15 protein-coding genes are annotated in these 18,418 nt (G+C 74.8%); 11 read left to right on the top strand and 4 right to left on the bottom strand.

Going from position 1 to position 18,418, the window contains the following annotated elements:
* The 4 genes from ACP7BI_RS05275 to ACP7BI_RS05260 all read left to right on the top strand — a co-directional run bounded on the left by ACP7BI_RS05275 (position 1) and on the right by ACP7BI_RS05260 (position 7,097).
* The gene (locus ACP7BI_RS05275) at positions 1-993 is read left to right on the top strand and encodes an AAA family ATPase (RefSeq protein ID WP_425844213.1); all 993 of its coding nucleotides are present in this window, start codon (positions 1-3) and stop codon (positions 991-993) included.
* A gap of 2 nt (positions 994-995) precedes the next feature.
* Entirely contained in the window at positions 996-2,174 is a 1,179-nt protein-coding gene (locus ACP7BI_RS05270; RefSeq protein ID WP_425844211.1) for a DUF58 domain-containing protein, read from the top strand.
* Positions 2,171-4,324 (top strand): transglutaminase-like domain-containing protein, encoded by a 2,154-nt coding sequence (locus ACP7BI_RS05265; protein WP_425844210.1) that lies wholly within the window; start codon positions 2,171-2,173, stop codon positions 4,322-4,324. The genes ACP7BI_RS05270 and ACP7BI_RS05265 overlap by 4 nt, the downstream gene beginning before the upstream one ends.
* 70 nt (positions 4,325-4,394) lie before the next feature.
* On the top strand, positions 4,395-7,097 hold the full coding sequence (locus ACP7BI_RS05260) for an FtsK/SpoIIIE domain-containing protein (RefSeq protein WP_425844208.1): 2,703 nt from the start codon (positions 4,395-4,397) through the stop codon (positions 7,095-7,097).
* Here ACP7BI_RS05260 and ald read toward each other — a convergent pair.
* Positions 7,064-8,176 (bottom strand): alanine dehydrogenase, encoded by a 1,113-nt coding sequence (ald, locus tag ACP7BI_RS05255; RefSeq protein ID WP_425844206.1) that lies wholly within the window; start codon positions 8,174-8,176, stop codon positions 7,064-7,066. The two genes, ACP7BI_RS05260 and ald, sit on opposite strands and share 34 nt — an antisense overlap.
* Positions 8,176-9,507: an aminotransferase class III-fold pyridoxal phosphate-dependent enzyme gene (locus tag ACP7BI_RS05250; RefSeq protein ID WP_425844205.1), complete on the bottom strand. Its 1,332-nt coding sequence runs from the start codon at positions 9,505-9,507 to the stop codon at positions 8,176-8,178. The genes ald and ACP7BI_RS05250 overlap by 1 nt, the downstream gene beginning before the upstream one ends.
* A gap of 67 nt (positions 9,508-9,574) precedes the next feature.
* Here ACP7BI_RS05250 and ACP7BI_RS05245 point away from each other — a divergent pair, with 67 nt between their 5' ends.
* From ACP7BI_RS05245 to ACP7BI_RS05235, 3 genes are read left to right on the top strand one after another with little or no spacing between them, the layout of a single operon-like run.
* Positions 9,575-10,093, top strand: a complete 519-nt coding sequence (locus tag ACP7BI_RS05245; RefSeq protein ID WP_425844204.1) for an OsmC family protein — start codon at positions 9,575-9,577, stop codon at positions 10,091-10,093.
* Entirely contained in the window at positions 10,093-11,175 is a 1,083-nt protein-coding gene (gene dxr, locus ACP7BI_RS05240) for a 1-deoxy-D-xylulose-5-phosphate reductoisomerase (protein ID WP_425844202.1), read from the top strand. The genes ACP7BI_RS05245 and dxr overlap by 1 nt, the downstream gene beginning before the upstream one ends.
* Positions 11,172-11,636, top strand: coding sequence for a GNAT family N-acetyltransferase (locus tag ACP7BI_RS05235; RefSeq protein ID WP_425844201.1), 465 nt, complete (start codon positions 11,172-11,174; stop codon positions 11,634-11,636). The genes dxr and ACP7BI_RS05235 overlap by 4 nt, the downstream gene beginning before the upstream one ends.
* A 150-nt stretch (positions 11,637-11,786) precedes the next feature.
* Here the strand turns inward: ACP7BI_RS05235 and ACP7BI_RS05230 are convergent, their stop codons facing one another.
* Positions 11,787-12,392 (bottom strand): hypothetical protein, encoded by a 606-nt coding sequence (locus ACP7BI_RS05230; protein WP_425844199.1) that lies wholly within the window; start codon positions 12,390-12,392, stop codon positions 11,787-11,789.
* A gap of 86 nt (positions 12,393-12,478) precedes the next feature.
* On the opposite strand from ACP7BI_RS05230, the gene ACP7BI_RS05225 reads away from it, so the two are divergent.
* Entirely contained in the window at positions 12,479-13,807 is a 1,329-nt protein-coding gene (locus ACP7BI_RS05225) for a M50 family metallopeptidase (RefSeq protein ID WP_425844197.1), read from the top strand.
* 6 nt (positions 13,808-13,813) lie between these two features.
* On the opposite strand, the gene ACP7BI_RS05220 is transcribed toward ACP7BI_RS05225, so the two are convergent.
* The gene (locus ACP7BI_RS05220; RefSeq protein ID WP_425844196.1) at positions 13,814-14,755 is read right to left on the bottom strand and encodes an RNase H family protein; all 942 of its coding nucleotides are present in this window, start codon (positions 14,753-14,755) and stop codon (positions 13,814-13,816) included.
* Between the two features lie 99 nt (positions 14,756-14,854).
* Between ACP7BI_RS05220 and ispG the strand changes: the two genes are divergently transcribed.
* The 3 genes from ispG to ACP7BI_RS05205 all read left to right on the top strand — a co-directional run bounded on the left by ispG (position 14,855) and on the right by ACP7BI_RS05205 (position 18,387).
* On the top strand, positions 14,855-15,997 hold the full coding sequence (gene ispG, locus ACP7BI_RS05215; protein WP_425844194.1) for a flavodoxin-dependent (E)-4-hydroxy-3-methylbut-2-enyl-diphosphate synthase: 1,143 nt from the start codon (positions 14,855-14,857) through the stop codon (positions 15,995-15,997).
* A gap of 1 nt (position 15,998) precedes the next feature.
* Positions 15,999-17,243, top strand: coding sequence for an MFS transporter (locus ACP7BI_RS05210; RefSeq protein ID WP_425844193.1), 1,245 nt, complete (start codon positions 15,999-16,001; stop codon positions 17,241-17,243).
* Between the two features lie 136 nt (positions 17,244-17,379).
* Complete coding sequence (locus tag ACP7BI_RS05205) at positions 17,380-18,387, top strand: AAA family ATPase (RefSeq protein ID WP_425844191.1); 1,008 nt, start codon at positions 17,380-17,382, stop codon at positions 18,385-18,387.
* Positions 18,388-18,418: the final 31 nt, after the last annotated feature.

Genomic DNA, 18,418 nt, shown 5'->3' with positions numbered 1-18,418 from the left:
GTGCTGAACGCGAGGGCGGCGGCAGACGCGAGCGCGGTCGACGCGGGCGTCGACGTCTCGACCATCCAGGAGCTCGCCGAGCGGGTCGTCGAGCAGGTCGAGCGCGTGCTCGTCGGCAAGCCGCACGTCGTGCAGCTCTCGCTCACCGCGATGCTGAGCAACGGGCACCTCCTGATCGAGGACAACCCCGGCACCGGCAAGACGTCGCTCGCTCGCGCGCTCGCGACCGCGATCTCCGGGACGTCGAACCGCATCCAGTTCACCCCCGACCTGCTGCCGGGCGACATCACGGGCGTGAGCGTGTGGAGCCAGGGCTCCGGGGAGTTCGAGTACCGTCCCGGTCCGGTGTTCGCGAACATCGTGCTCGCCGACGAGATCAACCGCGCGAGCCCGAAGACGCAGTCGGCGCTGCTCGAGGTCATGCAGGAGGGGCGCGTCACGGTCGACGGGATCGCGCATCCCGTGCCGCAGCCGTTCATGGTGATCGCGACGCAGAACCCGGTCGAGCACGCGGGCACCTACCAGCTGCCCGAGGCGCAGCTCGACCGCTTCGCGCTCAAGGCGTCGATCGGCTACCCCGACCACGCCTCGACGCTGCGCATCCTCGCCGACTCGGGCGACGAGCTCTCGCCCGAGGGGGTCGAGCCGGTCGCCGATGTGCGGCTCATGCAGGCGCTCGCGCGCCAGGTGCGCGCCGTGCACGTCGAGGCGTCGATCGTCGACTACGTCGCGCGGCTCGTCGACGCGACGCGCGAGGCCGACGAGGTGCGACTCGGCGTCTCGGTGCGCGGCGCGCTCGCGCTCGTGCGGACGGCGCGCGCGTGGGCCGCGATCCACGGCCGCGACTACGTCACGCCCGACGACGTGAAGGCGCTCGCCGTGCCGGCGCTCGCGCACCGCCTCGTGCTGCAGCCGGAGGCGGAGTTCGACGACGTCCGGCCCGAGAGCATCGTGCAGCAGCTCATGCTCACCGTGGCGCCGCCCAGGCGCTGACGATGCGCTGGCTCGACGCCGCCCTGCGCGCCATCACCCCGTGGGGCTGGGCGCTGCTCGCGGTCGTCGCGCTCGGCGTGTTCCTCGCCCGCTCGCTCGGCTGGGCGGAGGCGCTCGTCGCGGCCGTCGCCGCCGCGACCCTGCTGCTCGGCGCGATCCCGTGGATCGTCGGCGAGCGCTGGGCGCGCGCCCGCATCGGCCTGAGCGCCGAGCGCGTGCCGGTCGGCGCCGACGCGCTCGCGCTCATCGAGGTCTCGCGCCCCACGCGCGCCGCGACGCCGCGCCAGATCGACCTCGACATCGGCGACGAGGAGGCGGTGCTCGAGATCCCGTCGCTCGCCGTCGGCGGCAAGGTGCTGCGCTCGGTGCCGCTCGACACGAGCCGTCGCGGGCTGCGCACGATCGGGCCGGCGACGATCATGCGCACCGATCCGTTCGGCGTGCTCGAGCGGCGCCACCGGCTCACCGAGACGCGCACGCTCGTCGTGCACCCGCGCGTCGTGCGGCTGCCCGGCGGCGCGGGCGGCATCGTGCGCGACGTCGACGGGGAGGCGGCCGCCGAGCGCACGGCAGACGACGTCTCGTTCCACAGCTTGCGCGAGTACGCGCCGGGCGACGACCGGCGGCTCGTGCACTGGCGCTCGAGCGCTCGCCACGGCTCGCTGCTCGTGCGGCAGTTCGAGCCCGCCCGGCGCGCCGACACGCTCATCGTGCTCTCGACCGACCCGCGCGAGTACGACGGCGACGACTTCGAGCTCGCCCTCTCGATCGTCGGCACCCTCGGCCTCGCCGCGATCGCCGACCGCCGCTCGCTGCGCATCGTCGAGAGCCCGCGAGCGGAGCGCGGCCCGGTGCGGCCGATCGACGCGGTCACGCGCGACCGGCTGCTCGACGCGCTCGCGGTGCTCGAGGCGCGGAGCGGCGTCGGCATCGCGGCCACTGCGCGCGCGGCGCGCAGCACGGCGCGCGGCAGCGTCGCGTGGCTCGTGACCGGGTCGACCGTGCCGCCGCGCGAGCTCCGCACCGCGGCGAACGGCATGCCGGAGGGCGTCGTCTCGGTCGTCGTGCGCGCCGCGGTCGGGGCGGTGCCGACCAGGGCGCGGCTCGGCGACGCCGACGTCGCGACCGTCGGCGCGATCGAGGACCTCTCGCGCGGCATCGGCGACGCGGGGCGCGCGTGATCCGCCGCGCGCCGAGCGTCGGCCTGCTCATGCTCGCCATCGCGGCCGCGTGCGTGCCGATGTGGTGGATCTTCGGCACCCTGCAGCTCGTCGTCGCCGTGTCGGTCTCGCTGCTCGTCGGCGCCGGCATCGGCGTCCTCGGCGCGGTGCGCCGCTGGGGCTCGCTCTCGATGCTGCTCGTCGCGCTCGCCGCCCTCGCCGTGCTCGCCGTGCCGCTCACAGCCCCGCAGCGCATAGGGCGCGGCGAGTGGGGCGAGGGGCTCCTCGACGCCGCGGCCGCGACCGTGCTGTCGTGGCGGCGGCTGCTGACGATCGGGCTGCCGGTCGGCACGAGCGACGCGCTGCTCATCGCGCCCGTGCTGCTCGTGCTCTTCGGCACCCTAATCGGCGTGTCGATCGCGCTGCGGTCGCGCACCGCCGAGTCGGCCGCGCTCGTGCCCGCCGTGATCGGCGTCTGGTCGATCCTGTGGGGGCCGCTCGCGATGCCCGTCCCGTGGCTGCTCGGCATGATCGCGCTCGTCCCGATCGGCGCCTACATCACCGTCGTGCGGCAGGCGAGGAGGCGCAGCCGCGCGCCGCGCGCGCTCTCGTCGCTCGCGCGCCGCGTCGGCGCGGGCGTCGCCGTCGCGGTCGTCGCTGCGATCGCGGCCGGCACGGCGGGCGCGCTCGTCGAGCTGCCGGAGCGCGTCGTGCTGCGCGGCGGGAGCACGTCGTCCGTCGAGCTGCCGGGCGCCTCGCCGATGGCCTCCTACCGCTCGTTCTGGGCCGAGGACCGGCGCGGTGCCCGCCAGCTCACCGCCACGGGCCTCGTGCCGGGGGACCGCATCCGCATCGCCGCCCTCGACGGCTACGACGGGGAGGTGCTCACCGTCGAGCGCGCCGGCTTCGAGCGCGTCGCGAGCGCCGAGGAGGGCAGCGGCCGGCTCGTCGGCATCACGATCGACGAGCTCTCGAGCGCGTGGCTGCCCACCGTCGGCGTGCCGACCGGCGTGCGGTTCGTCGGCGAGCGTGCCGAGCAGCTCCGCTCGACGCTGCACCGCGACCGGGGCCTCCGCACCCTCATCGTCGAGGCGGGGCTCCGGCCGGGCGACGGCTTCCAGATGCAGGTCGAGCAGGGCGCGCCGATCGTCCCGCCCGAGCGGGTGCAGGAGCTCGTGCCCGGCGACCCCGGGCGGGCGGCGATCGAGCTGCCGGAGGAGATGCTCACCGCGCTCGCCGCCTGGACGGGCGACGCAGAGACGCCCGGCGCGCGCCTGCAGGCGATGGTCGACGGCATGCGCGCGAGCGGCTACATCAGCCACGGCGTGCTCGACGACGAGGCGCCCTCCCGCCCCGGCCACTCGCGCGAGCGGCTCATCGAGCTCTTCACCGAGCCCATGATCGGCGACGCCGAGCAGTACTCCACGGCGGCGATGCTGCTCGCGCGCCAGCTCGGCTTCGACGCGCGCGTCGTGGTGGGCTTCACCCCCGATGCGATCGAGCCGGGGCTCCCGACCGCGGTCGTCGGCGCCGATGCGGATGCGTGGATCGAGGTGCGCACGTCGGCGGGCTGGGTCGGCATCGACGTCTCACCCGCGCCGCGCCCGATCCCCGAGCAGGAGCAGGGCGCGCCGGCGATCGTCGAGCAGCCGCCCGCGCAGCAGGCGCCCGCGCCAGCGCCCGGCGGGCAGCGCCAGGGCGCCGACGCTGCGGCGCCGAACGCGCCGGAGCGCAGCGAGGACGGCCCCTCGAGGCTGCTCGCGGCGCTCGGCGCCGCCGCGGCGGTGCTGGGACTGCTCGCGCTCGTCGCCGCACTGCCGGTCGGGCTCGTGGTCGCGAAGGTCGTGCGCCGCAGGCGCCGCCGTCGCGCCGACGAGCCGCGCGACCGGGCCGAGGGCGCGTGGGCGGAGGTCGTCGACGGCCTCCGCGACCGCGGCGACGCGGCGCCGGAGGGCGGCACGCGGGTCGAGCAAGCCGGCGAGGACGAGCGGATGCGTGAGCTCGCGCACCGCGTGGACCGCGCGGTGTTCGCGCCGAGGCCCCCGACCGAGCCGGAGGTCGATGCCGCCTGGGCGCTGAGCGACGCGGTGCTCGAGCGCCGCGACGAGGGGGAGGGGCGACTGCGGTCGGTGCTCGCGCGCCTGAACCCCGCATCGCTCGCGAAGCGGTAGCCGGGAGCCGTCTCCACAGCCCCGCGCCGTGGCGGTGCGCGGTGCCGCGCTCGAGCGGCACCCTGCCGCCATGGAGACGCGCATCGACCTCCCGCGCCCGCCCGTCGAGCCGGAGCCCGCGTCGTTCCCGCTGCTCGCGAGCCTCGCCCCGGTGCTCGGTGCGATCGCGATGTGGCTGCTGCAGCAGACGCCGACGGTGCTCGTGCTCGCGCTCCTCGGACCGGTGATCGCGCTCGCGAGCCTCGGCGACGGCCGGCGCGTGCGCAGGGCGCGGGCTCGCCGCGAGGCGGCGCGCTGGCGAGCGGAGGTCGCTGATGTCGCTGAGCGCATCGACCGCGCGGTCGCGGAGCGGCGGCGCGAGCTCGAGGTCGCGCATCCCGACGCCCGCCGGATCGCCGCGCGCCCGCCGCACAACCCGCACCGCTGGCGGCGCGAGCGCGGGGCGCCGCTCGACATCGTGCTGGGCGTCGGCGCGCTGCCCTCGGGGATCGTCGTCGAGGGTGTCGTCCCGGCGACCGACCCCGCCGCGCTGCGCGTGGGCGCGGCCGAGGAGGCGGCGCGGCTGCGCTCGGCAGCATCGGTCGTCGAGGGACCCGTGACGGTCGACGCGCGCGAGGGGATCGGCTTCGTCGGCCCGCCCGTCATCGCGATCGCGCTCGCGCGCGCGGCGCTCGTGCAGGTGCTCGACGCCGTCGCGCCCGACGAGGCGGAGGTGATCGCGCCCGACGACGAGGCCTGGGACTGGCTCGCGCCCCTCCCGCACCCCGTGCACCGCGAGCCCGGCCACCACGTGCGCGTCGTCGGCGACGACGTCGACGTCACGCTCGCCATCGCGCCGGCGCCGGCGCTCCTGCCGCGCGAGTGCCGGGTCGTCGTGCGCGCCGCGCTCGACGCCGCGCGGCTCGCGGGGCGCGAGGTCGTGCCGACGGCGCTCAGCGCGAGGGAGGCCGCGAGCGTCGCTCGCACGCTCGCGCTCGCCGCCGAGCACGCTGGGCTCCGCCGCGCGAGCGGGCTGCCCGGCCGCGTCGAGCTCGACGCGCTGCCACCGGGGGAGGGCGGACTCGAGGCGGTGTTCCTCGTCGCCGATGCCCCGATCCCGCTCGACCTCGTGCGCGACGGGCCGCACGCCGTCGTGGGCGGCACGACCGGCGCCGGCAAGAGCGAGCTGCTCGTCGCGTGGGTCGCGGCGATGGCGGCGGGCCGCTCGACCGAGGACGTGTCGTTCCTGCTCGTCGACTTCAAGGGCGGTGCGTCGTTCGCCGCGCTGCACGCGCTCGCGCACGTCGTCGGCGTCATGACCGACCTCGACGAGGCGGGCGCGCGGCGCGCGATCGAGAGCCTCCGAGCAGAGCTCCGGCGGCGTGAGCGCGCCCTCGCCGAGCGAGGCGCGCGCTCGATCGAGGAGGCGACGGGACTGCCGCGGCTCGTCATCGTCGTCGACGAGTTCGCCGCGATGCTCGACGAGCTGCCCGACCTGCACCGGCTCTTCGTCGACCTCGCGGCGCGCGGCCGCTCGCTCGGCGTGCACCTCGTGCTGTGCACGCAGCGACCCGCCGACGCGGTGCGCGACGCGCTGCTCGCCAACTGCGGCATCCGCATCTCGTTGCGCGTGACCTCCGAGGCCGACGCCGTCGCTGTGACCGGGAGCCCGGAGGCGGCGGCGATCCCGCTCGAGGCGCGCGGCCGCTGCGTCGTGCGCGTGAGCGGTGGCGCGACCCGGCTCGCGCAAGCGGCGCTCGCCTCGCCCGCGCTCCTGCAGCGGCTCGTCGCTGCCTCCGCGGCGATGGCGAGGCCGCCGCGGCCGTGGCGCGAGCCGCTACCGGCCCGCGTGCGGCTCGCTGCCGTGGCGCTCGACGGTGCGGACGCGCGCGGGGATCGCGCAGCGGTCAGCGTGCGGCTCGGTCTCGTCGACCGGCCCGCGCGGCAGGCCATCGATCCCGTGCGGTGGCGACCCGCGGCCGACGGACCGCTGCTCGCGATCGGCGGTGCTGGCAGCGGCCGCTCGAGCCTCGCCGACCTCATCGCCGGCGAGCTCGGGACCGCCGTCGTCGACCGCGAGGACGCGCTGTGGGATGCGCTCGAGGGGGCCGCAGCGCCGGGAGGGCACGGGGCGCTCGTCGTCGACGACCTCGACCTGCAGCTCGCGCGGCTCGGCGAGGCGCAGCAGGCGATCGTCGTGCAGCTGCTGCTGCGCCGCATGCGCGAGGGCGGCGCGGTCGCACTCACCGCCCGGCGCGTCTCGAGCGCGATGAGCCAGGTCGCAGCCCTCGCAGAGACGCGCGTGCTGCTGCGCATCGCGAGCCGCCAGGAGCACATCGTCGCGGGCGGTGCGGGCGCCCTGCACGACGCGAGCCTGCCGCCGGGTGCCGGGTGGCTCGCCGACGAGCGCGTCCAGCTCGCGCTGCCCGACGCGCCAGCGCCGCGGCGCGAGCCGGCGTGGGTGTCGATGCCGATCGGTCCGATCGCCGTCGTGCGCGGCGCCGGGGTCGAGCTCCCGCTCGCGCTCGCCGGCGCGCCGCGACCCGCGCCCGGCACGAGCGCGACCGCGGTCGTCGGCTCCGTCGCCGAGTGGGAGGCGGCGTGGGGCGAGCTCGACCGGCTGCGCGCCGAGCGGCCGGTCGTCGTGCTCGGGGTCGACGAACGGGCGCTGCGGCAAGTGCTGCGGCACGCGCCGCCCGCGCCGCCGATGCGCGAAGCGCCCGCCTGGCTGCTGCAGGACGGGCGCTTCGCGAGGCTGCGCTACCCGAGCAGGGACGCCACCGATGCGGCCTGAAGCCCGAGCGCCGAGGCGACGCCCTCGTGCGCGACCCGCCCGCCGGTCGTGTTGAGGCCAGCCGCGAGCCCCGAGTCGGCCTGCAGCGCGTCGCGCCAGCCGAGGTCGGCGAGCCGCAGCGTCGCGGCGAGGGTCGCGTTCGTGAGCGCCTCGGTCGAGGTGCGCGGCACGGCGCCCGGCAGGTTCGCGACGCACGCGAACACGGTGCCGTGCACGTCGAACGTCGGGTCGCCGTGCGTCGTCGGCCGCGAGTCGGCGAAGCAGCCGCCCTGGTCGATCGCGATGTCGACGAGCACCGAGCCGGGACGCATCCGCTCGACCATCTCGCTCGTGACGAGCTTGGGCGCCTTCGCACCCGGGATGAGCACCGAGCCGATCACGAGGTCGGCGTCGACGACGGCCTGGTCGACGGTCACGCGGTTCGAGTGCAGCGTCTGCACGCGGCCGCCGTAGATGGTGTCGAACTGGCGCAGCCGCGGGAGCGAGACGTCGAGCACCGTGACGCGCGAGCCGAGCCCGACCGCCATCTCGACCGCTGCGGTGCCAGCGACGCCGCCGCCGAGCACGACCGTGTGGCCCGCGCGGGTGCCCGGCACGCCGCCGAGCAGCAGCCCGGCCCCGCCCTGCGGCGCGGTGAGCAGCGAGGCGCCCTGCACGACCGAGAGGCGGCCGGCGACCTCGCTCATCGGCGCGAGCATCGGCAGCGAGCCGTCGGGCGCGCGCACCGTCTCGTACGCGATCGCGGTCGTGCCGCGGTCGAGCAGCGCCTGCGCGAGCTCGGGTGCCGCCGCGAGGTGCAGGTAGGCGAAGAGCGTCAGGTCGTCGCGCAGGAGGTCGAGCTCGGGGCCGACCGGCTCCTTGACCTTGAGCACGAGCTGCGCGCTCCAGGCCTCCTCGGCCGTGGCCACGATGCGGGCTCCGGCCGCCTCGAACGCCTCGTCGGTGATCCCGCTGCCGACGCCCGCGCCGGTCTCGACGAGCACCTCGTGGCTGCGCGCGACGAGCTCCGTCGCGCCGGTGGCGGTGAGCGCGACGCGCGCCTCGTCGGTCTTGATCTCGCGCGGGACGCCGATCAGCATCACGCGGCCTTCGTGCTCGCGATCGCGCGATCGATGACGTCGACCGCCTCGCGCAGCTGGTCGTCGGTGATCGCGAGGCTCGGCAGGAACCGCAGCACGTTGTAGTCGGTGCCGGCGGTGAGCACGAGCACGCCGTCCTCGCCGCACGCCTTCGAGATGGGCGCGGTCGGGATCGGGGCGCCCGAGGCGGCGTCGATGAGCTCGATCGCGAGCATCGCGCCGCGACCGCGCACCTCGATGATCTCCTCGTGGCGCTCGGCGAGCTCGTCGAGCAGCGGGCGCAGCACGCGCTCGACCCGCTGCGCCTGCGCATTGAGGTCGTGCTCCTCGATCTGCTCGAAGACGGCGACGGCCGCGGCGCACGAGACGGGGTTGCCGCCGAAGGTGCCGCCGATGCCGCCGGTGTGCACGGAGTCCATGATCTCGGCGCGGCCGGTGACGCCCGCGAGCGGCATGCCGCCCGCGATGCCCTTCGCCGAGAGCACCATGTCGGGCTCCCAGCCGAACAGCGACGACGCGAACGTCGCGCCGGTGCGCGAGATGCCCGACTGCACCTCGTCGGCGATCATCACGACGCCGTGCTCGGTGCACCACTCCTGCATCGCGGGCAGGTAGCCGTCGGCGGGCACGATGAAGCCGCCCTCGCCCTGGATGGGCTCGATGACGAGGCACGCGAGGTCGGAGACGCCGACGTGCTTCTCGAGGTAGTACTGGGTGCGCTCGGCCGCCTCGGCGCCGTCGAGGCCGTCGTGCAGCGGGTAGGAGCCCGGCGCGTGGAAGATGTCGGAGGCGAGCGGCCCCATGCCCGTCGCGTACGGCGCCGGCTTGAAGTTCATCGTCATCGTCAGGTTCGTGCGGCCGTGGTAGCCGTGCTCGACGACGGCGACCGCGCGGCGGCCCGTGAACTTGCGGGCGATCTTGACGCCGTTCTCGACTGCCTCCGAGCCGGAGTTGACGAAGAACGTCTTCTTCTCGAAGTCGCCGGGCGTGTGCTTCCCGAGGTACTCGGCGACGCGCACGTAGGGCTCGTAGGGCGTCGTGCCGAAGAGCGAGTGGGTGAGCTTCCCGACCTGCTCGCGCACCGCGGCGACGACGGCGTCGTTCGTGTGGCCGATCGTCGTCACGCCGATGCCGCAGCCGAGGTCGATGAAGCGGTTGCCGTCGACGTCGGTGATGATCGCGTCATGCGCCTCCGCGATGAACACGGGCAGCTGGTGCGGGATGCCCTGGGGGACGGCCGCTGCCTTCCGCTCGAGGAGCGCGCGGCTGTTCGGGCCGGGGATCTCCGTGACGATCGAGCGGGAGGGCGCGGTGGCGACGGTGTCAGTCATGCCGCCGATCCTACGCCCGAGCGCGCGCGAGCGGGCGCTCCCGGCAGGCCGCGCCTACGCTGGAGCCATGCCGATGCGCCACGCCTACGCCGTCGAGGTCGAGTGGACGGGAGCGGGAGCCGACGGCACCGCGACCTACCGCTCCTACACGCGCGACCACGTCGTGCGCGTCGAGGGCCTCCCCGACATCCTCGGCTCCGCCGATCCGACGTTCCGCGGTGACCGCGGGCGCCACAACCCCGAGCAGCTGCTCCTCGCCGCGCTCGCGCAGTGCCACATGCTCAGCTACCTCCACCAGGCGGCGAGTCGCGGCATCGTCGTGACCGCCTACCGCGATGCGGCGACGGGCGAGATGGAGACGAGCGGCACCGGCGGCCGCTTCACGCGCGCGGTGCTGCGCCCGGTCGTGACGATCGCCGACGCGACGCAGGCGGCGGATGCGCTCGACGCGCACGGGCAAGCGGGTCGCGACTGCTTCATCGCATCCTCCGTCGCCTTCCCGGTGCTGCACGAGCCGACGATCGTGGCGGGCGGCGAGGTCGTCGCGCAGCACGAGCGGGCCGCCGACGCCGAGGAGGTGCGCTGATGCGCCGGCGCGTGATCGTGCTCGGCTCGACCGGTTCGATCGGCACGCAGACGCTCGACGTCATCCGCGCGAACCCGGGCCGCTTCGAGGTCGTCGGGCTCGTCGCGGGCTCCGACCGCGCGGGCCTCGAGGCGCAGCAGGCGGAGTTCGGCGGCGAGGCCGCGCTCGGGGCCGACGCGGCGGTGACGATGATCGAGGCGGTCGAGTGCGACGTCGTGGTCAACGGCATCACCGGCTCCGTCGGCCTCGCGCCCACGCTCGCCGCGCTCGACGCGGGCCGGGTGCTCGCGCTCGCGAACAAGGAGTCGCTCATCGCGGGCGGCGACCTCGTCATGCAGCGCGCGGAGCCCGGGCAGATCGTGCCGGTCGACTCCGAGCACTCGGCGATCGCGCAGTGCTTGCTCGCGGGTGACGCGCTCGAGGTCCGCAGGCTCGTGCTCACGGCATCCGGGGGTCCGTTCCGAGGCTGGTCGCGCGAGCGGATGGCGGCCGTGAGCCCCGCGGATGCGCTCGCGCACCCCACGTGGGACATGGGCCCGATGGTGACGACGAACTCCGCGACGCTCGTGAACAAGGGGCTCGAGGTCATCGAGGCCCACTTGCTGTTCGACGTGCCCTTCGATCGCATCGACGTGACGGTGCACCCGCAGTCGATCGTGCACTCGATGGTCGAGTTCGTCGACGGCTCGACGATCGCGCAGGCCTCGCCGCCCGACATGCGGCTGCCGATCTCGCTCGGGCTCGACTGGCCGCACCGCGTCGCGGGCGTCGGCGTGCCGCTCGACTGGACGCGCGCGTCGACGTGGTCGTTCGAGCCGCTCGACGAGGATGCGTTCCCATCGGTCGCGCTCGCGAAGCGCGTGGGGCGGGCCGGCTCGACGTTCCCTGCCGTCTTCAACGCCGCGAACGAGCAAGCGGTCAAGGCCTTCCACCTCGGCGAGATCGGCTTCCTCGACATCCTGCCGGCGGTCGAGCGCGTGCTCGAGCAGCACGAGCCGGGCGAGCTCACGGTCGAGCACGTGCTGCAGGCGGAGCGCTGGGCGCGCCGTGCCGCGGACGAGATCTGCGGCGTCGGCCGGTGACGGTCGAGGTCCGACGAGCGACGGCGGCGGATGCGTCGAGGCTCGCGGCGGCGGAGCCTCCCGGCGCCGCTGTGGCCGCGTCGCATCTGCGCCGGCAGGAGGCGGGCGAGGTGCTCTTCCTCGTCGCGCTCGAGGACGGCGTGCCGCTCGGTTCTGGCGTGCTCGTGCTCGGCGACGTGCCCGAGCTGCGCCACCTCTTCGTCGACGAGGTCGCGCGCGGCCGTGGCATCGGCGCCTCGCTCATCGGCGCTGCCGAGCGGGAGGCGGCGGCGATGGGGGCGACGCTCGTCGAGCTCGGCGTGGGCGTCGACAACCCGAGAGCGGCCGCGCTCTACCGCCGCCTGGGCTACGTCGAGACGGGAGAGCGCTCGACGACGACGTACGAGTACGTCGACCGCGACGGCGTGCGCCGCGCCGCGACGGAGACGGACGTGCACATGCGGCAGCGGCTGCGAGGCTGACGCGGCGCTGCCGCGCCGCGCGCAACGGACCCCATCTCGGCAATCGGACCCGAGATCTCGGGTCCCGTTCGGGAGATGGGGTCCAGGTATGCGCCTGCGTCGAGCCAAGGAGGATCGAGCGGGGGTTGAACGCGGCGCACGGGGCGGGAGTCAGCCGGAGCGGTCGAGCACGACGCGCACCTCGGCGGCGTCGATCGCCGCGACGACCTCACCGGCGTCGTCCCACCAGCGCGCGTAGTGGTCGGGGTCGCGGTTGATCTGCACCGCGTGCGCGACGCGCGTCGGCGCCATCGCGTCGCGCCCCTCGACGCGCGCGAGCGCCCGGTAGAAGAGCACGGCCGAGCCGTACGCATCCATGCGCACCTCGTAGGGCCCCCAGCCGTCGCGCTGCTGGAAGAGGCCGCGCGAGTCGGGCCCCGCCTCGTCGCCGCGATCGAGCACGCGCAGGCTCGACTCGCCCATCGCCGTCATGACCGCGAGCTGCACGTCGCGCTCGCCGAGGCCCATGTCGCGGCCCGCGCGCATGACGATCGCGGCGCTCTCGAGCTGCGCGCCGCGCCACTCGCCGACCCGCGCGGGCAGCTCGCCCTCGACGCGGGCCGACTGCGGCGGCGGCACGGGCTCGGCGGGCGGCCGAGTCGCGACGAAGACGAGCAGCACCACGAGCGCGACGCCGACGAGTCCCGCGATGAGGCCCAGCGCGTCGCCGCCGGGCGCGACGCGCTCGGCGACGGCGCGGCGGGCTCGAGCGGGCATGCGAGTGACGGTAGCCGCGTCGCCTATGCGCGCCACCGCATCCGCGTGCACGGCTGATAGGCACCGGCGGTAGCCTGGCGGGCGATATGGAAGCCGTGCTGCTGTACCTCGTCGGCGTGCTCGTCGTCGTGATCGGCCTGGCCGTCTCGATCGGCCTGCACGAGATCGGCCACCTCGTGCCCGCGAAGCTCTTCGGCGTGCGCGTCGGCCAGTGGATGATCGGCTTCGGCCCGACGCTGTTCTCGAAGCGCTTCGGCGAGACCGAGTACGGCGTGAAGGCGATCCCGCTCGGCGGCTACATCTCGATGTCGGGCATGTTCCCGCCGCTCAGGGTCGGCGGCGAGTCGAGGGATGCGTCGACGGGCTTCTTCGACACGCTCGTCCAGGATGCGCGCGACTCGAGCGCCGAGACGATCCATGAGGGCGAGGAGGAGCGGGCGTTCTGGCGCCTCCCGACGTGGAAGCGCATCGCGATCATGCTCGGCGGGCCGCTCATGAACCTCGTGCTCGCGGTCGTGCTCTACGCGATCGTGCTGTGCGGCTTCGGCATCGCCGTGCCCTCGACGACCGTCGCGAGCGTCTCGGAGTGCGTCATCGCCGCCTCGGAGGAGCGCGCGGAGTGCGAGCCCGGCGATCCGCTCGCGCCCGCCGCTGAGGCCGGCGTGCAGCCCGGCGACACGATCGTCTCGATCGACGGGCAGCCCGCGAGCAGCTGGGATGACGTGCAGGCCGCGATCCGCGACCTCGCGGGACAGCGGGTCGAGCTCGTCGTCGAGCGCGACGGCGCCCGGCAGGCGCTGCAGCTCACGCCGCTCGCGACCGAGCGCTACGTCTTCGACGACCGCGGCGACCCGGTCGAGGTCGACGGGCGGCAGCTCACCGAGACTGTCGGCTTCGCGGGCGTCGGCCCGCAGTACGAGGTCGCGCAGCAGCCCGCGTCGGCGGTGCTGCCGGCGGTCGGCGACAACGTCTGGCGCGTCGGGCAGCTCATCGTCAACCTGCCGCAGCGGCTCGTCGACGTCGCGGCGGCCGCGTTCGGGCCGGGGGAGCGCGACCCGAACGGCCCGATGTCGGTCGTCGGCGTCGGCCGCATGGCGGGCGAGATCGCGGCGCTCGACCAGGTGCCGGTGCTCGAGCGCATCAGCGCGATGCTCCAGCTGCTCGCGAGCCTCAACGTCGCGCTGTTCGTCTTCAACCTCATCCCGCTCATGCCGCTCGACGGCGGCCACATCCTCGGCGCGCTCGTCGACGCGGTGCGGCGCGGCTGGGCGAGGCTGCGCGGCACGGTCGCGGCGCCGCTCGACACCGCGAAGTGGGTGCCGGTCACGCTCGTCGTGACGGGCCTGCTCGGCATCATGAGCGCGCTGCTCATCTACGCCGACATCGTCAAGCCGATCGCGCTGTTCGGCGGGTAGCGGGGCTCAGGCCTCGGGCGTCCCCTGGTGGAAGCGCTGCCGCCAGCGCCCGCCGACGCGCACCCACAGCGAGCTGCGCAGCGCGCTCCCGCGACCGCCCACCGAGCGCCACACGAGCAGCAGGGCGTCGTCGCCGAGCTCGTGCGTCGCGAGCACCTCGAGCTCGGTGCGCTCCGGCAGCGGCGCGATCTCGGCGAGCAGCTCGTCGCGGCTCCAGCGGCGGCCCGAGGCGCCGATCTCCTCCCACTCGGGGTGCAGCAGCGCCGCGACGCTCGCGGGATCGGCGCGCACCTCGTCGCTCAGCAGCGAGCGCTCGAGCCGCACGACCTCGGCCTCGACGGGCGTGTCGGTGAGGAAGTCGAAGCCGTCGAAGAGGTCGGGCGAGGCGGGGGCCTCGGTGGCGGCGGATGCGTCGGCGGGCTCCCGCGCGCCGGTCGCCTCGGCGGCGCGCGGCGCGGGCACCGCCGCCGGGGTCACGCCCCCGAACCCGGGTCCCGCATCCGGCACCGCCCCCCGCTGGTAGGCGGCCGCCGCGCCGTTCGCGAGCCGGTCGGCCGCCTCGTTGAGCGGGTGGCCCGCGTGGCCCTTGACCCACTCGAAGCGCACCGTGCCGCCGTCGGCCTTCCGCTCGGCCATCAGCCGGTCGAGCTCCTCGAGCAGCTCGCGGTTCATGACCGGCTTGCCGTCGGCCTTCCGCCAGCCCTTGCGCTTCCAGCCGGCCATCCACTTCGTCACCGAGTTGATGACGTACTGGCTGTCGCACAGGATGAGCAGCTCGTCGACGCCGCGCGTCTGCCGCAGCAGGTCGACGACGGCCGAGAGCTCGCCGATGTTGTTCGTGCCGATGCGCTGCCCGCCCGCGGCCCAGCGCGCGTCGTCGATGTACCAGCCCCAGCCGGTGGGGCCGGGGTTGCCGAGGGAGGAGCCGTCTGCCGCTGCCGTGATCACCCGACGATCCTGCCAGCCGCGCGCAGCCCGCTCCGCCGCACCCCCGCCCCTGCCAGCGCGCCAGGCGATCGTCGTAGCCCCGCCGCGTAGGCTGAGCGCATGGCAGCCATCAACCTCGGGAGCCCCGCGCCGCTCACGCTCGCGCCCCGACGCAAGACCCGGCAGATCAAGGTCGGCAAGGTGCTCGTCGGCGGCGACGCGCCCGTGTCGGTGCAGTCGATGACCACGACGAAGACGACCGACATCAACGCGACGCTCCAGCAGATCGCCGAGCTCACCGCGACCGGCTGCGACATCGTGCGCGTCGCCGTGCCGAGCCAGGACGACGCGGATGTGCTGCACATCATCGCGAAGAAGAGCCAGATCCCGGTCATCGCCGACATCCACTTCCAGCCGAAGTACGTCTACCAGGCCATCGACGCGGGCTGCGCCGCCGTGCGCGTCAACCCGGGCAACATCCGCAAGTTCGACGACCAGGTCGGCGAGATCGCCAAGCGCGCGAAGGCCGCGGGCGTGAGCCTCCGCATCGGCGTCAACGCGGGCTCGCTCGACCCGCGCCTGCTCGAGAAGTACGGCAAGGCGACGCCCGAGGCGCTCGTCGAGTCGGCGGTGTGGGAGGCGAGCCTGTTCGAGGAGCACGACTTCCACGACTTCAAGATCTCGGTCAAGCACAACGACCCCGTCGTGATGGTCAAGGCGTACCGCCAGCTCGCAGAGCGGGGCGACTGGCCCCTCCACCTCGGCGTCACGGAGGCCGGCCCCGCGTTCCAGGGCACGATCAAGTCGGCGACCGCGTTCGGCATCCTGCTCTCCGAGGGCATCGGCGACACGATCCGCGTCTCGCTCTCGGCGCCGCCGGTCGAGGAGATCAAGGTGGGCATGCAGATCCTGCAGTCGCTGAACCTCCGCGAGCGCAAGCTCGAGATCGTCTCGTGCCCCTCGTGCGGCCGCGCGCAGGTCGACGTCTACTCGCTCGCCGACTCGGTGACCGAGGGGCTCAAGGACGTGCAGGTGCCGCTGCGCGTCGCGGTCATGGGATGCGTCGTGAACGGTCCGGGCGAGGCGCGCGAGGCCGACCTCGGGGTCGCCTCGGGCAACGGCAAGGGGCAGATCTTCATCAAGGGCGAGGTCGTCAAGACCGTGCCGGAGGCGGAGATCGTCGCCACGCTCATCGAGGAGGCTCGCCGCATCGCCGACGAGGAGGGCCTGCCCGCGGGCGAGGCCCAGGTCGTCACCGCCTGAGGTGGGCGCGCCCCAGCAGGCCGGCGAGCCGCTGCAGCGCGAGCCGCAGCACCCGGCGCAGCGCCGCACGCTCGCCGTCCTCTCGCTCGCGCAAGCGCTCGGGGGGCTCTCGAACGGCGTCGCGCTCGGCGTCGGCTCGCTGCTCGTCGCGCAGGTCACGGGCCGCGACGAGCTCGCGGGGCTCGCCGCGACGCTCCTGACGCTCGGCGGCGCGGCGCTCGCGGTGCCGCTCGCGCGGCTCGCGCAGCGGCGCGGGCGCCGCATCGCGCTCACGAGCGGCGCGCTGCTCGCGCTCGCCGGCGCGCTGACGCTCGCGATCGGCGGCACGCTCGGCTCGGCGGTGATGGTGCTGCCCGGCTTCCTCGTGCTCGGCGGCGCGATGGCGGTCAACCTGCAGTCGCGCTTCGCCGCGACCGACCTCTCGACCCCGCACCGTCGCGGTCGTGACCTCTCGCTCGTCGTCTGGATGACGACGATCGGCGTCGTGGTCGGCCCGAACCTCATCGGCCCGGGCGATGCTCTCGGCACCGGGCTCGGGCTGCCGCCGCTCGTGGGCGCCTACCTCATCAGCGCCGCCGCGATGGCGGTCGTCGCGGTCGTGCTCTGGACGCTGCTGCGGCCCGACCCGCTGCTCGAGAGCCGCATCGGGGTGCCCGTCCGGGGCGCTGCGCCGCGCCTCCGCCTCGCCCAGCACCCGCGCGCGCTCGCCGCCGTGATCGCGGTCGCCGCCGCGCACGCGACGATGGTGGGCGTCATGGCGCTCACGCCCGTGCACCTCGACCACGCGGGCCAGCACCTCGGCGTCATCGGCTTCACGATGAGCGCGCACACCGCCGGCATGTACGCGCTCTCGCCCGTCTTCGGCTGGCTCACCGACCGCGTCGGCGCCCGCACGACCGTGCTCGTCGGTGCCGGCATCCTGCTGCTCTCGATCGCCTCGAACCTCGCCCTGCCCGTCGACCTCGCGCCCGTCGGCCTCGCGCTGCTCGGGCTCGGCTGGAGCGCGGCGACGGTCGCCGGCTCGACGCTCGTCGCCGCCGCGGTCGAGCCGCCGCTGCGCCCCGCGCTGCAGGGCCGCTCCGACCTCGTGATGGGGCTCGCGGGCGCGGGCGCCGGCGCGACGGCCGGACCGATCCTCGGGCTCGTCGGCTACGCGGGGCTCAACCTCGCGATGCTGCCGCTCATCGCGGCGATCGCGATCGCGGCGATCGCCGCGACCGGGCGACGCGTGCCGCAGCCCGCGTAGGCACGGCGATGTCATCGGCCGCGCACGGCGCGAGCCGGTAGCGTGACCGAGGCGGCACCGCCGACCAGCATCGGCAGACCCGACGACGGCCCACCCGACGACGGCCACCCACCGACCGCCACCGATAGGAGCGCGCGTGTCCACAGCAGTCCCCGGCCGGGACCCCATCACGCCCGAGGAGCTCGAGCGCGCGAAGGGCATCATCCGCTCGATCGAGCAGTCGTTCCAGTCGACGGTCGTGGGCCAGCACCAGCTGCTGCGCTCGCTGCTCGTCGCGCTGCTCACCGGTGGCCACGTGCTGATGGAGTCGGTGCCCGGGCTCGCGAAGACGACCGCGGCCGCGACCCTCGCGAGATCCGTCTCGGCCTCGTTCCACCGCATCCAGTGCACCCCCGACCTGCTGCCGAGCGACATCGTCGGCACGCAGATCTACGACCAGCACACGGGCGAGTTCCGCACCCAGCTCGGCCCCGTGCACGCGAACTTCGTGCTGCTCGACGAGATCAACCGCTCGAGCGCGAAGACGCAGTCGGCGATGCTCGAGGCGATGCAGGAGCGGCAGACGTCGATCGGCGGCGAGACGCACCCGCTGCCGCAGCCGTTCCTCGTGCTCGCGACCCAGAACCCCATCGAGCAGGAGGGCACCTACACGCTGCCCGAGGCGCAGCTCGACCGCTTCCTGCTCAAGGAGTTGCTCACGTACCCGTCGCCGACCGAGGAGGCCGAGATCGTGCGGCGCGCCGAGTCGGGGGTCTTCGAGCACGGGCACGGCGAGCCGGTGGCGACGCTCGACGACGTGCGGTTCCTGCAGGGGCTCGTCAAGCGCGTCTACGTCGACCAGGCGATCACGAACTACGTCGTGCAGCTCATGTACGTGACGCGCCACGCGGCCGACTACATCGGCGCGCAGCTCGCGGGCTACATCGAGTACGGCGCGAGCCCGCGCGGCTCGCTGTCGTTCTCGCAAGCGGCGCGCGCGATCGCGCTCGTGCAGGGCCGCGACTGGGTGATCCCGGAGGACGTCAAGGACCTCCGCCACCCCGTGCTGCGGCACCGCCTCATCCTCGGCTACGAGGCCGAGGCCGACGGCGTGACGACCGAGCAGATCATCGACGCCATCTTCGGCGCCGTGCGGACCCCGTAGGACCGGTCGTGGAGCGACGGCTGCGCAAGGT

Origin of the sequence: Agrococcus sp. TSP3-2-1 (assembly GCF_049897585.1) — a bacterium.
GTDB lineage: Bacteria > Actinomycetota > Actinomycetes > Actinomycetales > Microbacteriaceae > Agrococcus.
Note: the sequence above shows the minus strand (reverse complement) of the source record. Positions and strands in the feature narration are given on the sequence as shown.

What these genes read in the sequence shown, in the direction of transcription:
- ACP7BI_RS05250 (WP_425844205.1), bottom strand. Translation starts at nt 9,507, where the DNA reads ATGACTGACACCGTCGCCACCGCGCCCTCCCGCTCGATCGTCACGGAG.
- ACP7BI_RS05245 (WP_425844204.1), top strand. Translation starts at nt 9,575, where the DNA reads ATGCCGATGCGCCACGCCTACGCCGTCGAGGTCGAGTGGACGGGAGCG.
- ACP7BI_RS05225 (WP_425844197.1), top strand. Translation starts at nt 12,479, where the DNA reads ATGGAAGCCGTGCTGCTGTACCTCGTCGGCGTGCTCGTCGTCGTGATC.
- ald (WP_425844206.1), bottom strand. Translation starts at nt 8,176, where the DNA reads ATGCTGATCGGCGTCCCGCGCGAGATCAAGACCGACGAGGCGCGCGTC.
- ACP7BI_RS05260 (WP_425844208.1), top strand. Translation starts at nt 4,395, where the DNA reads ATGGAGACGCGCATCGACCTCCCGCGCCCGCCCGTCGAGCCGGAGCCC.
- ACP7BI_RS05270 (WP_425844211.1), top strand. Translation starts at nt 996, where the DNA reads ATGCGCTGGCTCGACGCCGCCCTGCGCGCCATCACCCCGTGGGGCTGG.
- ispG (WP_425844194.1), top strand. Translation starts at nt 14,855, where the DNA reads ATGGCAGCCATCAACCTCGGGAGCCCCGCGCCGCTCACGCTCGCGCCC.
- dxr (WP_425844202.1), top strand. Translation starts at nt 10,093, where the DNA reads ATGCGCCGGCGCGTGATCGTGCTCGGCTCGACCGGTTCGATCGGCACG.
- ACP7BI_RS05230 (WP_425844199.1), bottom strand. Translation starts at nt 12,392, where the DNA reads ATGCCCGCTCGAGCCCGCCGCGCCGTCGCCGAGCGCGTCGCGCCCGGC.